Below are 14,252 nucleotides of genomic sequence, written 5' to 3'. Positions count from 1 at the left end.
TGATAAAAATGATTAGGCGACCGGCTTACCGGCGCGAACAAAAATCGGTTTGGTTACGTTGACCGGCATTTCACGGTTGCGGATTTGCACCACCGCCGTTTCGCCAATTCCCGCCGGCACGCGTGCCAGTGCAATACTGTAGCCCAGCGTCGGTGAGAAGGTTCCGCTGGTGATCACGCCTTCACGAGGATTGCCGTCAGCATCGGTAAAGCGCACCGGCAGTTCGCCGCGCAGCACGCCCTTCTCGGTCATCACCAGGCCCACCAGCTGTTCGGTGCCCTTCTCGCGCTGCATCTCCAGCGCTTCACGACCAATAAAGTCACGGTCAGCCGGTTCCCATGCGATGGTCCAGCCCATGTTGGCGGCGAGCGGAGAAACACCTTCATCCATCTCCTGACCGTAGAGGTTCATCCCCGCTTCCAGACGCAGCGTATCGCGCGCGCCCAGACCCGCAGGCTTCACGCCCGCTTCCACCAGCGCACGCCAGAAATCAGCGGCCTTCTCGTTTGGCATCGCAATTTCGTAGCCCGCTTCACCGGTGTAGCCGGTGGTGGCGATAAACAGATCGCCCGCCTGCACGCCGAAGAACGGCTTCATGCCAGCGGTGGCGTTGCGCTGCTCGTCGTTAAACAGAGAGGCGGCTTTCGCCTGCGCGTTCGGCCCCTGCACGGCGATCAGCGACAGATCGTCACGGACGGTGATGTCGATGGCATAAGGTTCGGCGTGTTGGGTGATCCAGGAGAGGTCTTTTTCGCGGGTGGCGGAGTTTACAACGAGGCGGAAGAAATCTTCAGTGAAGTAATAGACGATAAGGTCATCAATCACGCCGCCCGAGGCATTCAGCATGCCGGTATAGAGCGCTTTACCCGGCGTCTTCAGTTTGGCGACGTCGTTTGCCAGCAGATAACGCAAAAACTCCCGGGTGCGGCTACCGTGCAGATCGACAATCGTCATGTGGGACACGTCGAACATACCGGCATCGGTGCGCACCGCGTGGTGCTCATCAATCTGCGAGCCGTAGTGCAGCGGCATCATCCAGCCATGGAAGTCCACCATGCGGGCGCCGCATAACACGTGTTGTTCGTACAAAGGAGTCTGTTGAGCCATCTTGTCCTCGTTGAAAAATTCACCGTGAAACCCGGTATCGGCACCGCGTTCGGGCACCGACGCAAACGTTCTCTTTTACCTGAACTTACCACCGAAACCGGCGGTTAACCATAAGGCAAAATGGGTCATCACATTAGCTTATGACCAAAAAACGCTAAAAAGCCTACAGAGTTATTCACTGGAAAAATGCGATTAACCCCGCACAAAATTAACAATGATCTAACAGGATTTAGCACATGGTGATATTTCGTGCGGAAAATCGGGCCGAATTTCCGTAACGAGAAAAACGCGACATTAGATTATCTAATGCGAAAAATGACGTGAAATTAGAATATTTCAAACGAGGGAATTTCCCCGGCGCAGAGGCCGGGAAAAGAAAGTGTGACAGGGGTCTAAATTAACGTAGCCAGTCCGGCAGGTCGTTAAGACCCATCGCCTGACGGAGGAGTTGGGGTTTAACGCCCGGAAGGGTGTCAGCAAGCTTGAGTCCGATGTCGCGCAGCAGTTTTTTCGCCGGATTCGCCCCAGCAAACAGCTCGCGGAAGCCCTGCATGCCCGCCAGCATCATCGCCGCACTGTGCTTGCGGCTGCGCTCGTAGCGGCGCAGATAGAGATGCTGCCCGATGTCCTTCCCTTCGCGATGCAGGCGACGCAGCTCCTCGACCAGCTCCGCCGCGTCCATAAAGCCAAGGTTAACGCCCTGCCCGGCCAGCGGATGAATGGTATGCGCCGCATCCCCCACCAGCGCCAGACGGTGCGCGGCAAACTGACGCGCGTAGCGGCCGGTTAACGGGAACACCTGACGCTCGCTTTCAAGCGTGCACAGGCCAAGGCGGTTATCAAAGGCCACGCACAGCGCCTGGTTAAAGGCGTCCGGCGTTGCCTCCTGCATCTGCTGGGCTTTCTCCGGCACCAGGGACCAGACAATCGAGCACAGGTGCGGATCGGCAAGCGGCAGGAACGCCAGTATGCCGTCGTTGTGGAAAATCTGGCGCGCCACGCCGCCGTGCGGCTCTTCGGTGCGGATCGTTGCCACCAGCGCGTGATGACGATAGTCCCAGAAGGTCAGCGGGATATCGGCTTTATTACGCAGCCAGGAGTTGGCACCGTCAGCACCGACCACCAGACGCGCGGTCAGCATGTCGCCGCTCTGCAGGGTGATAAACGCCTCGTTTTCGCCCCACGCCACCTGCTGGATCTGCGCAGGCGCAATCAGGGTCACGTCGCTGCACTGCTGTGCTTTCTGCCACAGCGCGTGGTGGATCACCGCGTTTTCAACGATGTGGCCCAGATGGCTATAGCCCATGCTTTCATCATCAAAAGCAATATGACCAAAGCTGTCTTTATCCCACACTTCCATGCCGTGATAGCAGCTGGCGCGCTGCGCCACAATATCTGACCAGACGCCAAGGTGCGTCAGCAATTTCTCGCTGGCGGCATTGATCGCCGAGACGCGGAGTTCCGGCGGGGCATCCGGGGCAACGGGCTGAGGCTGCTTTTGCTCCAGCACCGCCACGCGCAGGCCGCTGCCCTGTAAACCACAGGCCAATGCCAGCCCGACCATACCGCCGCCAACGATGGCAACATCAACATTTTGCACGGTGATAACTCCTTAACGCGCGACCCAACCCAGGGTCCGCTGCGCCAGCACGTCACGTGCCGGAATGAATAGTTCCATCGCCATCAGCCCGAGGTTGCGGCCCGCAACCAGCGGTGCCCAGCGATTGGCAAAAAGATGGACCAGACCATCGGTCACACCGATGGTGGCCTCTTTATCCGCCTGGCGGCGCTTCTGGTAATGGCTAAGCACCGAATACGCCCCGCAGTCTTTTTGCTGACCCCACGCCTGCGAAAGGGTTTCCGCCAGGCTCATGACGTCGCGTAAACCAAGGTTGAACCCTTGCCCCGCGATGGGGTGCAGCGTCTGCGCGGCATTACCGACAAGCGCCAGACGATGGGAGATGGACTGAGACGCCGTAGTCAACGAAAGCGGGTAGACCGCCCGCTGGCCGGCATGGGTGATACGCCCCAGCCGCCAGCCAAAGGCTTTTTGCAGCTCGGTACAAAAACGTTCGTCTGACCAGGCCTTCACCTCTTCAGCCTTATCCTGCGAATGACACCACACCAGGGAACAGCGCCCGTCCGACATCGGCAGCATCGCCAGCGGGCCATGCTGCGTAAAGCGCTCAAACGCCCTGCCGTCGTGGTCAGCTGCGGTAGCGACGTTCGCAATAACCGCCACCTGGCCGTAAGGCTGCTGCCGCCACTCCACGCCACACTGGGCGCCGAGCGACGAGCGCGAACCGTCCGCGGCGACCAGAAGCTGGCCTTCAAGGACGGTGCCGTTTTCCAGCGTCACGCTGACCGACGCCTCACTACGGCTCACGCTGGCCACGCGCGCCGGACAGTGCAGCGTAACGCCCGGCGCGTCCTGAAGCAGGCGGAACAGACGCAATCCGACGTCATGCAGCTCAACAACCTGCCCAAGAGCATCAATACGATAATCCTGCGCGTCCAGGGTGACAAAGCCAGCATGGCCGCGATCGCTGACGTGAACGGTTTTAATTGCCGTGGCGCAGTCGGCAATGGCCTGCCAGATGCCAATGCGGGAAAGCTGCTGGCAGGTGCCCTGCGCGAGCGCAATGGCGCGGGCATCAAAACCGGGGTGGTTGGACGCCTCTGGCGCAACGGCTTCCACCAGGTGCACCGCAAGCTGGCCTTTCGTCAAATGTGAAATGGCCAGCGCCAGCGTGGCCCCGGTCATGCCGCCGCCAACGATAATCACGCTCATGCGCGTGCCGCTGCCATCAGCGCCTCAATATCGTCAGCGTTTTTCACGACGCTCGCGGTCAGGTTTTCGTTACCGGTTTCGGTAATCACGATGTCGTCTTCAATACGAATGCCAATCCCGCGGTACTCTTCAGGCACGTCGGCATCCGGCGCGATATACAGACCCGGTTCCACGGTTAACACCATGCCCGGCTCCAGCACGCGCGAACGGTCGGTGCCGTATGCGCCAACGTCATGCACGTCCAGCCCCAGCCAGTGGCTCAGGCCGTGCATGAAATACGGTCGATGCGCATTTTCAGCAATCAGGGTGTCGACATCCCCTTTCAGGATCCCAAGCCTGACCAGACCGGTAATCATGATGCGCACCACTTCACCGGTCACTTCCTGCATGGAAGTTCCAGGGCGATACAGCCTGAGCGCCGTCTCAAGGGATTCGAGAACGATGTCGTAAATCGCGCGCTGTGCCGGCGAGAATTTACCGTTCACCGGGAAGGTACGTGTGATATCCCCCGCGTAGCCCTGAAATTCGCAGCCGGCGTCAATCAGCACCAGATCGCCGTCGCGCAAAGCGCTTTCGTTTTCGGTGTAGTGCAGAATGCAGCCGTTTTCCCCGCCGCCAACGATGGTGTTGTAGGAAGGATAACGTGCGCCGTGACGGTTAAATTCGTGGTGAATTTCGCCTTCCAGCTGGTATTCGAACATCCCGGGACGGCATTTCTCCATCGCGCGGGTGTGCGCCAGCGCGCTGATTTCGCCCGCACGGCGCATCAAATTCAGCTCTTCTTCAGACTTGAACAGGCGCATCTCATGCACCACCGGACGCCAGTCCGTCAGCGTGGCCGGTGCGGACAGGTTCTGCCGCGAGCCTTTGCGCAGCTTATCCAGCGCGGTGAAGACAATCTCATCAGCGTACGCATATTCGCCCTGCGCGTGATAGAGCACGTCGAGGCCGTTAAGCAATTGATAGAGCTGCTGGTTGATTTCGCTAAACGCCAGCGCGCGGTCAACGCCCAGCTTTTCCGGTGCGGCCTCTTGCCCTAAGCGGCGGCCAAACCAGATTTCGGCCGTCAGATCGCGCACGCGGTTGAAAATCACGCTGTGGTTGTGGGTGTCATTGCTCTTAATCAGCACCAGTACCGCTTCCGGCTCGTTAAAGCCGGTGAAGTACCAGAAGTCGCTGCTCTGGCGATAGGGATATTCGCTGTCGGCGCTGCGCGTCACTTCGGGGGCAGCAAAAATCAGCGCGGCGCTGCCCGGCTGCATTGTTGCCAGCAGCGCCTGACGGCGGCGCGAATACTCTTGACTTGAGATAACCATGACACCCTCCTGTGCGTTATTTTTCTTAATGTAAGGTTGGCTTGCGGACTTCCGGCGCAGTCGGCTGTGAGCGCGTGAAGTTGTCGTGGCACAGCAGTGCCGCCACGCGCACGTACTCGATAATCTCTTCAAGCGACATTTCCAGCTCTTCCTGGTCTTCGTCTTCATCGTAGCCAAGCTGGGCGATGTTACGCAGGTCGTCGATCGCTTCACCCGCTTCGCCGGTGACTTTATCCAGTTTAGGCTGCGTCACGCCCAGCCCCAGCAGATAGTGGTTTACCCAGCCGGCCAGCGCATCGGCGCGATCGAACACGCTGACGTCGTCGCCTTCAGGCAGATAAAGCTGAAAAAGGAAGCCATCGTCTTCCAGCGAATCACTGATGGCGGCATGCATTTTACGCAGCGCTTCCGCCAGCTCGTGACCAAACGCCAGCCCTTCATTCGTGAGGTCGTGGATCAGCGGCTGCCATGAGCTGTCGCTGTTTCCGCCGCACAGCATGCCACTGATCAGACCGTGCATTTCGGCAGGGGTTAAACCGACTCCCTGCTGGTTCAGTAACTGGTTTAAATCCTTGTAACCAGGCATTTCGTTCTGTATAGACATGAGCATTCGTCGTCAAAGGGGGGAAGTTTCATGATATGCTACCACTTTGGACCCTGGTGATACCAGAAAAGGGCTTGTATCTTCACATCAGGGTAGCTATAGTGTCGCCCCTTCGCAGCCCCCGGGGCAGTAAGCGAAGGCAGCGCAGTCAATCAGCAGGAAGGTGGCATGTCTGCACAACCCGTCGATCTCCAGATTTTTGGCCGTTCACTGCGAGTGAATTGTCCGCCTGAACAAAGGGATGCTTTGAATCAGGCAGCGGACGATTTGAATCAGCGGTTGCAAGATCTAAAAGAACGCACTAGAGTCACAAATACTGAGCAGCTGGTTTTCATCGCCGCGTTGAACATCAGCTATGAACTGACTCAGGAAAAAGCGAAGACCCGCGACTACGCGGCAAGCATGGAGCAGCGCATTAAAATGCTCCAGCAGACCATAGAACAGGCATTGCTTGATCAAGGTCGCAATCCCGAAAGACCGGGACCAAAGTTTGAATAACACTTCTCAGTTGACTATGGTAGAGTAACTGTGAAGACAAAATTTCTCTGAGATGTTCGCAAGCGGGCCAGTCCCCTGAGCCGATATTTCATACCACAAGAATGTGGCGCTCCATGGTTGGTGAGCATGCTCGGTCCGTCCGAGAAGCCTTAAAACTATGACGACACATTCACCTTGAACCAAGGGTTCAAGGGTTACAGCCTGCGGCGGCATCTCGGAGATTCCCTCTCTTTTCTTCTACCGACTACCATGACTCAATTCCCTGAAGTTTCTGCTTCACGCCAGGATATCCGTCAGCTCATTCGTCAGCGCCGCCGTGCGTTAACCCCCGATCAGCAAGCGCATTTTGCCCAGCAGGCCGCCGCCCGTATGATGGCGTATCCCCCTGTCGTAATGGCGCACACCGTTGCGCTGTTTCTGTCATTTGATGGAGAGCTGGATACCCAACCGCTGATAGAGCAGCTCTGGCGCGCCGGGAAGAAAGTCTACCTGCCGGTGCTGCACCCGTTTAGCGACGGTAATCTGCTGTTTCTGCACTACCACCCGCACAGCGAGCTGGTGGTGAATCGCCTGAAAATCACCGAGCCGAAACTCGACGTGCGCGACGTGCTGCCGCTGTCACAGCTGGATGTGCTGATTACGCCGCTGGTGGCGTTTGATGAACAGGGCCAGCGTTTAGGGATGGGCGGCGGTTTTTATGACAGGACGCTGCAAAACTGGCAGCAGTACGGGGTGCAGCCGGTGGGTTACGCGCATGATTGTCAGGGCGTGGAGGCGTTGCCGGTAGAGAAGTGGGATGTGCCGTTGCCGGCGGTAGTGACGCCATCGAAGTTGTGGGAGTGGTGAAACAGGCAGCCTGAGGCCCTCACCCCAGCCCTCTCCCACAGGGAGAGGGTGAAAACATAAAAAACGGTAACTATCGTTACCGTTTTGCATTTACCTCGCACCATCAGTACAGCAGACGCGCGCGAATCGTCCCCGCAATAGACTTCATGCTCAGCAATGCTTTCTCGGCAACATCGTCATCCGCTTCGATATCAATGACCACGTAACCCATCTGCGAGTTCGTTTGCAGATACTGCGCGGCGATGTTGACGCCCTGCTCGGCAAAGATCTGGTTGATGGCGGTCAGCACGCCCGGACGGTTTTCGTGGATGTGCAGCAGACGACGACCACCGTGCAGCGGCAGCGACACTTCCGGGAAGTTCACGGCAGAGAGCGTAGAACCATTGTCGGAGTATTTGCTCAGCTTACCCGCCACTTCCAGACCGATATTCTCCTGCGCTTCCTGGGTCGAACCGCCGATGTGTGGCGTCAGGATCACGTTGTCGAACTCGCACAGCGGAGAGGTAAACGGATCGCTGTTGGTGGCTGGCTCCGTCGGGAACACGTCGATGGCCGCGCCCGCCAGATGCTTACGCTTCAGCGCATCAGCCAGTGCCGGGATATCGACAACCGTGCCGCGCGCGGCGTTAATCAGCAGTGAGCCCGGCTTCATCAGCGCCAGCTCTTCCGCGCCCATCATGTTTTTGGTGGACGCATTTTCCGGCACGTGGAGGCTCACCACGTCGCTCATGTTCAGCAGATCAGAGAGGTGTTGAACCTGGGTGGCGTTACCCAGCGGCAGCTTGCTTTCGATATCGTAGAAAAACACGTGCATACCCAGGGATTCCGCCAGAATACCGAGCTGTGTACCGATGTGGCCGTAGCCGATAATCCCCAGCTTTTTACCACGCGCTTCATAGGAGCCAGACGCCAGCTTGTTCCACACACCGCGGTGCGCTTTGGCGTTCGCTTCAGGAATGCCGCGCAGCAGCAGCAGCAGTTCGCCAATCACCAGCTCCGCCACGGAACGGGTGTTGGAGAACGGGGCGTTGAAGACGGGAATACCGCGTCTGGCGGCAGCATTCAGGTCAACCTGGTTGGTACCGATGCAGAAGCAGCCGATAGCCACCAGCTTTTCCGCCGCAGCAATAACGTCTTCAGTCAGGTGAGTACGGGATCGCAGGCCAATGAAGTGGGCATCACGGATGGACGCTTTCAGCTCTTCGGTATCGAGCGCCCCTTTGTGAAATTCGATGTTGGTGTAACCTGCCGCACGAAGGCTATCGATTGCTTTTTGATGCACGCCCTCGACCAGCAGGAATTTAATCTTGTCTTTCTCCAGTGATACCTTTGCCATTTACCCGACCCTGTTTTTGTCTGAACTGATGTTGTGCTGGATATGAATCCGCTGTAGCCAACATATCAAAAAAAACTATTGCAGCAATATGAACGTTTGCGTCGGCACTCTGAAGAAAAGTCATACAGAGCAAAATGTCAGAGGAAAATGCTATGGAAATTTACAAACGCGGCAGGATCGGCAAAAGAGGCTCAAAAACGTGACACAAGTCACCGAATTTAGCTTTTCAAAAATTTTTTAGCGGGGGGAGGACTCCCCCCGTCAGATCATTTTACGATGGTTTTCACGCCGTCAGCGGTGCCGATCAGCGCCACATCCGCGCCACGGTTGGCGAATAGCCCTACGGTCACTACGCCTGGGATAGCGTTGATGGCATTTTCCAGCGCAATCGCGTCGAGAATTTCCAGACCGTGAACGTCGAGGATCACGTTACCGTTGTCGGTGACTACGCCCTGACGATATTCCGGACGACCGCCCAGCTTCACCAGCTGACGGGCAACCGCGCTGCGCGCCATCGGGATCACTTCGACCGGCAGCGGGAAATTGCCCAGAATGTCAACCTGCTTGGAGGCGTCTGCGATGCAGATAAACTTGTCCGCAACGGAGGCGATGATTTTTTCGCGCGTCAGCGCCGCGCCGCCGCCTTTGATCATCTGCATGTGGCCGTTGATTTCATCCGCGCCATCAACGTAAATCCCCAGACGATCCACTTCGTTGAGATCGAAAACGGTAATGCCGAGGCTTTTCAGCTTTTCCGTGGAAGCATCAGAGCTGGAAACCGCGCCCTCGATCTGCCCCTTCATCGTGCCCAGCGCATCGATAAAGTGTGCCGCGGTTGATCCCGTACCGACACCGACAATGGTACCCGGCTGTACGTACTGGAGAGCGGCCCATCCTACTGCTTTTTTCAGTTCATCCTGCGTCATGATCGTTTTGCCTGTGGTGTGAAAACTCAGGGCGCATTATAGAACACGTCGAATGGAATTCGTCTGCCACAAAGGGAAAATTGTGTCATAGTGCAGAATAAGCAAAATTAAGGAGCCAGCCAGAGCAATGAAACGTCCGGACTACAGAACACTACAGGCACTTGATGCAGTTATTCGTGAACGAGGTTTTGAGCGCGCGGCGCAAAAGCTTTGCATCACGCAGTCCGCCGTATCACAGCGTATCAAACAGCTTGAAAACATGTTCGGCCAGCCGCTGCTGGTGCGTACCGTGCCGCCACGGCCAACCGAGCAGGGACAAAAGCTCCTCGCCCTGCTGCGCCAGGTTGAACTGCTGGAAGACGAGTGGCTGGGTGACGAACAAACGGGCTCTACGCCGCTGCTGCTCTCTCTGGCGGTCAACGCCGACAGTCTGGCGACCTGGCTGCTGCCAGCCCTGGCGCCGGTATTAGCTGACTCCCCTATCCGCCTGAATTTACAGGTTGAAGATGAAACCCGTACCCAGGAGCGCCTGCGTCGCGGTGAGGTAGTTGGGGCGGTCAGTATCCAGCCTCAGGCGTTGCCGAGTTGCCTTGTCGATCAGTTAGGCGCACTGGATTACCTGTTTGTGGGTTCAAAAGCCTTTGCCGAGCGCTACTTCCCCAACGGGGTGACCCGCGCGGCGCTGCTGAAAGCCCCTGCCGTGGCGTTCGACCATCTGGATGATATGCATCAGGCGTTCCTGCAGCAAAACTTCGATCTTCCGCCGGGCAGCGTGCCTTGCCATATCGTCAACTCGTCTGAAGCCTTCGTGCAGCTTGCGCGCCAGGGCACCACCTGCTGCATGATTCCGCATCTGCAGATTGAGAAAGAGTTGAAAAGCGGTGAGCTGATTGACTTAACGCCGGGGCTGTATCAGCGTCGGATGCTCTACTGGCACCGTTTTGCGCCGGAAAGCCGGATGATGCGCAACGTCACCGACGCGCTGCTGGCGTACGGGCACAAGGTGTTGAGGCAGGATTAAAAAATAAGCCGGGTGGCGGCTACGCCTTATCCGGCCTGTTGCTTATTGTGCAGGTTTCGGCTGTGCTGCAACGGGTTCCAGCTGGAAGACCACATCCACCTGATCGTCGAACTGAATGGTTGGCTGCTCGTAAGTTTCCTGAGCGGACACCGGGGCTGCATCAGCCTTCATCATCCGTACCATCGGGCTTGGCTGGTAGTTAGAGACGTGGTAACGCACGCTGTAAACCGGGCCGAGCTTGCTCTTAAAGCCAGAAGCCAGCTGTTCCGCCTGGTGAATGGCATCATCAATCGCCGCCTTACGCGCTTCGTCTTTGTATTTCTCCGGTTGCGCAACGCCCAGCGACACGGAACGGATCTCGTTCAGGCCTGCCTTCAGCGCACCGTCCAGCAGCGAGTTAAGCTTATCCAGCTGACGCACGGTCACTTCAACGGTACGCACGGCACGGTAGCCTTTCAGGATGCTTTTGCCATTCTGGTAGTCGTAATCGGGTTGAGTACGCAGGTTCGCAGAGTTGATATCTTTTTTACCGACGCCGTTCTGCTCGAGGAAAGAGAGATATTGCGCAACACGATCGTCAGCCTGCTTCTTGGCCGTTGCCGCATCTTTCGCCGCCACATTCACCTCAATTGCCAGGGTTGCAACATCGGGTACCGCGTCCACGCTTGCGGTGCCAGAAGTGACGATGTGCGGGCCATCCGGCAGTTCACTTGCCTGCGCCGACACCGCACCAAAACTTACTAATGCCGCCAGGGCCATCACCTTAAACTTCACTGTTATTCCTCCATGTTGCGAAGAGTGCCCATTAACAGGGCGCATGCCAGCAAGCTTAGCGGGTCTTGTTCAGTTGTCCATAAGACAAGGATTAGTTGAACAATTCCTGAACGTGGTGAATCCCCTCTTTTGCCAGCTGAAAGGCAATAAACCACATCACCAGCCCCACCAGGGTATTAATGATGCGCTGGGCTTTGGCCGTACGCAGACGGGGTGCCAGCCATGCCGCCAGAATGGCGAGACCGAAGAACCAGAGGAACGAGGCGCTGACCGTACCGAGAGCAAACCAGCGTTTCGGCTCTACGTCCAGTTGACCGCCCAGGCTACCCAGCACCACAAAGGTGTCCAGATAAACATGCGGATTAAGCCAGGTGACCGCCAGCATGGTGACGATAATCTTCCAGCGGCCCTGCTTCATGACCTCCGCGCTCGCCAGCTCGAGGTTGCTGCTCATCGCCGTTTTCAGGGCACCAAAACCATACCATAGCAGAAACGCCACGCCGCCCCAGGTGACCAGCGCCAGCAGCCAGGGAGACTGCATCAGCAATGCACTGCCGCCAAAAATCCCGGCACAGATCAGCAGTAAATCGCTTACCGCGCACAGCAGGGCAATCATCAGATGATACTGGCGGCGGATGCCCTGGTTCATCACGAACGCATTTTGCGGGCCGAGCGGAAGGATCATGGCCGCGCCTAATGCAAGCCCTTGAAAATAATAAGATAGCATGACGATTTTCTCGCAGAGTTGTTCTGGAAGCCGACTATACTGCGCAAATCACATTAGAGGAAATGGATAATTTTAATTGGGGATTAGCGGGGCTTATAAAAATAAAGCCCGGTGGCGCTAGCGCTTACCGGGCCTACGGGTGACGTTATTCTGCTTCTTTAACTTTTTTGACGTTTACGTCCATCTGCGGGTACGGGAAGCTGATGCCGTTGGCGTCGAAGTCGCGCTTAATGCGTTCCAGCACGTCCCAGTACACGTTTTGCAGATCGCTGCTCTTGCTCCAGATGCGCACCACGAAGTTAATGGAGGACGCGCCCAGTTCGTTCAGGCGAACCGTCTGCTCTTTGTCTTTCAGAATGCGATCGTCTGAAGCAATGATGTTGCTAATCAGCGACTTCACCTGATCGATATCGGAATCGTACGCCACGCTGATAATCAGCTCATTACGACGCACCGGCTCACGGGAGAAGTTAATGATGTTGCCCGCGATGATTTTCCCGTTAGGTACGACCACGATGCGACCATCGACGGTACGCATGGTCGTTGAGAAAATCTGCACCTGCAGCACGGTCCCGGCAATGCCGCCAAGATCAACGTATTCGCCGGAACGGAACGGACGGAAGGTCACCAGCAGAACGCCTGCCGCCAGGTTTGAAAGTGAGCCCTGCAGCGCCAGACCAATGGCCAGACCGGCGGCACCGAGAACGGCAATAACGGAGGCGGTCTGCACGCCCACGCGGCCCAGCGCCGCAATCAGCGTAAAGGCGATAATGCCGTAGCGCACCAGTGCGGAGAGAAAGTCAGCCACCGTGGCGTCAATGTGACGGGCCAGCATTACGCGGTTAACCGCGTTAGATACGATACGCGCCACGATCATCCCGACGATGATGATGGCAATCGCCGCGACGATGTTCACGGCATAGCTCAGCAGCAGCGCCTGGTTACGCACCAGCCAGTTACCGGCGTTATTGATGCTGTCTACAACATCGAGTTGTTCCATTTATTCTTCCTTTTGTTAAACCAAAACACAAAATCCATCCCCCATGGAGACAGGCAGGTCCGTAAAGGGTAAACAAAAAGCGCAAGTATTGCCAAACAGATCACAAAAACCGGTCCGGCAGGGTATTGAAAAAGCATAAAAAAAGGCCCGCATTTGCGGGCCTTCTGATGCTGTTAGCAGCTCAAATTACAGAACGTCGATCGCGTTCAGTTCTTTGAAAGCCTGCTCCAGACGGGTCACCATGGACGTCTGGGCAGCGCGCAGCCATACGCGTGGATCGTAGTATTTCTTGTTCGGCTGGTCTTCGCCTTTCGGGTTGCCCAGCTGGCCCTGCAGGTAAGCTTCGTTCGCTTTGTAGTACTGCAGAATACCGTCCCAGGTTGCCCACTGGGTGTCGGTATCGATGTTCATTTTCACTACGCCGTAGCTTACGGAGTCTTTGATTTCCTGAGCAGAAGAACCGGAACCGCCGTGGAAGACGAAGTTCAGGCTGTTGTGCGGCAGGTTGTGTTTCTTGGAAACGTATTCCTGAGAATCACGCAGGATGGTTGGGGTCAGAACCACGTTGCCTGGTTTGTAAACGCCGTGTACGTTACCGAAGGACGCTGCAATGGTGAAGCGTGGGCTGATTTTGCTCAGCTCGGTGTAAGCGTAATCAACGTCTTCTGGCTGGGTGTACAGTGCAGAAGCGTCCATGTGGCTGTTGTCCACGCCGTCTTCTTCACCACCGGTGCAACCCAGTTCGATTTCCAGGGTCATGTCCATTTTGGCCATGCGCGCCAGGTACTTAGAGCAGATTTCGATGTTTTCGTGCAGTGACTCTTCAGACAGGTCGATCATGTGAGAAGAGAACAGTGGCTTACCGGTTGCCGCGAAGTGTTTTTCACCCGCGTCCAGCAGACCGTCGATCCACGGCAGCAGTTTCTTCGCGCAGTGGTCAGTGTGCAGGATAACTGGAACACCGTAGTGTTCAGCCATCTGGTGTACGTGGTGCGCACCAGAGATAGCGCCCAGGATTGCAGCACCCTGAGGAATATCAGTTTTCACGCCTTTACCTGCGATGAACGCAGCGCCGCCGTTAGAGAACTGAACGATAACCGGTGCTTTAACTTTAGCAGCAGTTTCCAGTACGGCGTTGATGGAGTCGGTACCCACGCAGTTAACTGCTGGCAGAGCGAAGTTGTTTTCTTTAGCTACCTGGAACACTTTCTGTACGTCATCACCAGTGATAACGCCAGGTTTTACGAAATCAAAAATTTTAGACATGTTGCTTAGTCCTGTATCTTCGGCCGTTAGAAAAGGTGCG

14 protein-coding genes and 1 other RNA gene are annotated in these 14,252 nt (G+C 56.6%); 4 read left to right on the top strand and 11 right to left on the bottom strand.

The features are described 5' to 3' along the window. Positions 1–12: 12 nt before the first annotated feature. The 5 genes from gcvT to AC0TN7_RS14040 form a co-directional block, all read right to left on the bottom strand. Positions 13–1,107, bottom strand: coding sequence for a glycine cleavage system aminomethyltransferase GcvT (gene gcvT, locus AC0TN7_RS14060; protein ID WP_024906575.1), 1,095 nt, complete (start codon positions 1,105–1,107; stop codon positions 13–15). 397 nt (positions 1,108–1,504) lie between these two features. Further along, on the bottom strand, positions 1,505–2,707 hold the full coding sequence (ubiI, locus tag AC0TN7_RS14055) for an FAD-dependent 2-octaprenylphenol hydroxylase (RefSeq protein WP_024906574.1): 1,203 nt from the start codon (positions 2,705–2,707) through the stop codon (positions 1,505–1,507). 12 nt (positions 2,708–2,719) lie between these two features. Continuing rightward, positions 2,720–3,898, bottom strand: a complete 1,179-nt coding sequence (ubiH, locus tag AC0TN7_RS14050) for a 2-octaprenyl-6-methoxyphenyl hydroxylase (protein ID WP_473702218.1) — start codon at positions 3,896–3,898, stop codon at positions 2,720–2,722. Beyond that, positions 3,895–5,208 carry a Xaa-Pro aminopeptidase gene (gene pepP, locus AC0TN7_RS14045; RefSeq protein ID WP_152680654.1) on the bottom strand — a complete coding sequence of 438 codons (1,314 nt, stop codon included), beginning with the start codon at positions 5,206–5,208 and terminating at the stop codon, positions 3,895–3,897. Before pepP ends, ubiH begins: the two co-directional genes overlap by 4 nt. Positions 5,209–5,239: 31 nt before the next feature. Next, a complete protein-coding gene (locus tag AC0TN7_RS14040) occupies positions 5,240–5,818 on the bottom strand; it encodes a YecA/YgfB family protein (protein WP_024906571.1) in 579 nt (192 codons plus the stop codon). A gap of 168 nt (positions 5,819–5,986) precedes the next feature. Between AC0TN7_RS14040 and zapA the strand changes: the two genes are divergently transcribed. From zapA to AC0TN7_RS14025, 3 genes are all read left to right on the top strand, one after another. Then, the gene (gene zapA, locus AC0TN7_RS14035; protein ID WP_006811891.1) at positions 5,987–6,316 is read left to right on the top strand and encodes a cell division protein ZapA; all 330 of its coding nucleotides are present in this window, start codon (positions 5,987–5,989) and stop codon (positions 6,314–6,316) included. Between the two features lie 41 nt (positions 6,317–6,357). Next, positions 6,358–6,541, top strand: a non-coding RNA gene (gene ssrS, locus AC0TN7_RS14030) — 6S RNA. Between the two features lie 24 nt (positions 6,542–6,565). Beyond that, positions 6,566–7,162, top strand: a complete 597-nt coding sequence (locus AC0TN7_RS14025; RefSeq protein WP_061714502.1) for a 5-formyltetrahydrofolate cyclo-ligase — start codon at positions 6,566–6,568, stop codon at positions 7,160–7,162. Between the two features lie 103 nt (positions 7,163–7,265). Here AC0TN7_RS14025 and serA read toward each other — a convergent pair whose 3' ends face one another. Together serA and rpiA are read right to left on the bottom strand one after the other, a co-directional pair. Beyond that, positions 7,266–8,498 carry a phosphoglycerate dehydrogenase gene (serA, locus tag AC0TN7_RS14020; protein WP_024906569.1) on the bottom strand — a complete coding sequence of 411 codons (1,233 nt, stop codon included), beginning with the start codon at positions 8,496–8,498 and terminating at the stop codon, positions 7,266–7,268. Between the two features lie 266 nt (positions 8,499–8,764). Continuing rightward, positions 8,765–9,424 carry a ribose-5-phosphate isomerase RpiA gene (gene rpiA / locus AC0TN7_RS14015; RefSeq protein ID WP_014885151.1) on the bottom strand — a complete coding sequence of 220 codons (660 nt, stop codon included), beginning with the start codon at positions 9,422–9,424 and terminating at the stop codon, positions 8,765–8,767. 127 nt (positions 9,425–9,551) lie between these two features. Between rpiA and argP the strand changes: the two genes are divergently transcribed. Then, on the top strand, positions 9,552–10,445 hold the full coding sequence (argP, locus tag AC0TN7_RS14010) for a DNA-binding transcriptional regulator ArgP (protein WP_008499727.1): 894 nt from the start codon (positions 9,552–9,554) through the stop codon (positions 10,443–10,445). 42 nt (positions 10,446–10,487) lie between these two features. Here argP and AC0TN7_RS14005 read toward each other — a convergent pair whose 3' ends face one another. The 4 genes from AC0TN7_RS14005 to fbaA form a co-directional block, all read right to left on the bottom strand. Continuing rightward, positions 10,488–11,219 carry an oxidative stress defense protein gene (locus tag AC0TN7_RS14005; protein ID WP_090418596.1) on the bottom strand — a complete coding sequence of 244 codons (732 nt, stop codon included), beginning with the start codon at positions 11,217–11,219 and terminating at the stop codon, positions 10,488–10,490. Positions 11,220–11,310: 91 nt separating this feature from the next. After that, the gene (argO, locus tag AC0TN7_RS14000) at positions 11,311–11,946 is read right to left on the bottom strand and encodes an arginine exporter ArgO (protein WP_021242063.1); all 636 of its coding nucleotides are present in this window, start codon (positions 11,944–11,946) and stop codon (positions 11,311–11,313) included. 145 nt (positions 11,947–12,091) lie between these two features. Continuing rightward, positions 12,092–12,946: a small-conductance mechanosensitive channel MscS gene (mscS, locus tag AC0TN7_RS13995; protein WP_024906566.1), complete on the bottom strand. Its 855-nt coding sequence runs from the start codon at positions 12,944–12,946 to the stop codon at positions 12,092–12,094. A 186-nt stretch (positions 12,947–13,132) separates the two neighbouring features. Further along, a complete protein-coding gene (gene fbaA / locus AC0TN7_RS13990) occupies positions 13,133–14,212 on the bottom strand; it encodes a class II fructose-bisphosphate aldolase (protein WP_008499731.1) in 1,080 nt (359 codons plus the stop codon). Between the last annotated feature and the right edge of the window lie 40 nt (positions 14,213–14,252).

This window comes from Enterobacter sp. PL_is511 (genome assembly GCF_055816065.1).
The sequence above is the reverse complement of the archived record's forward strand: the minus strand, read 5'-3'. Positions and strand labels throughout refer to the sequence as shown.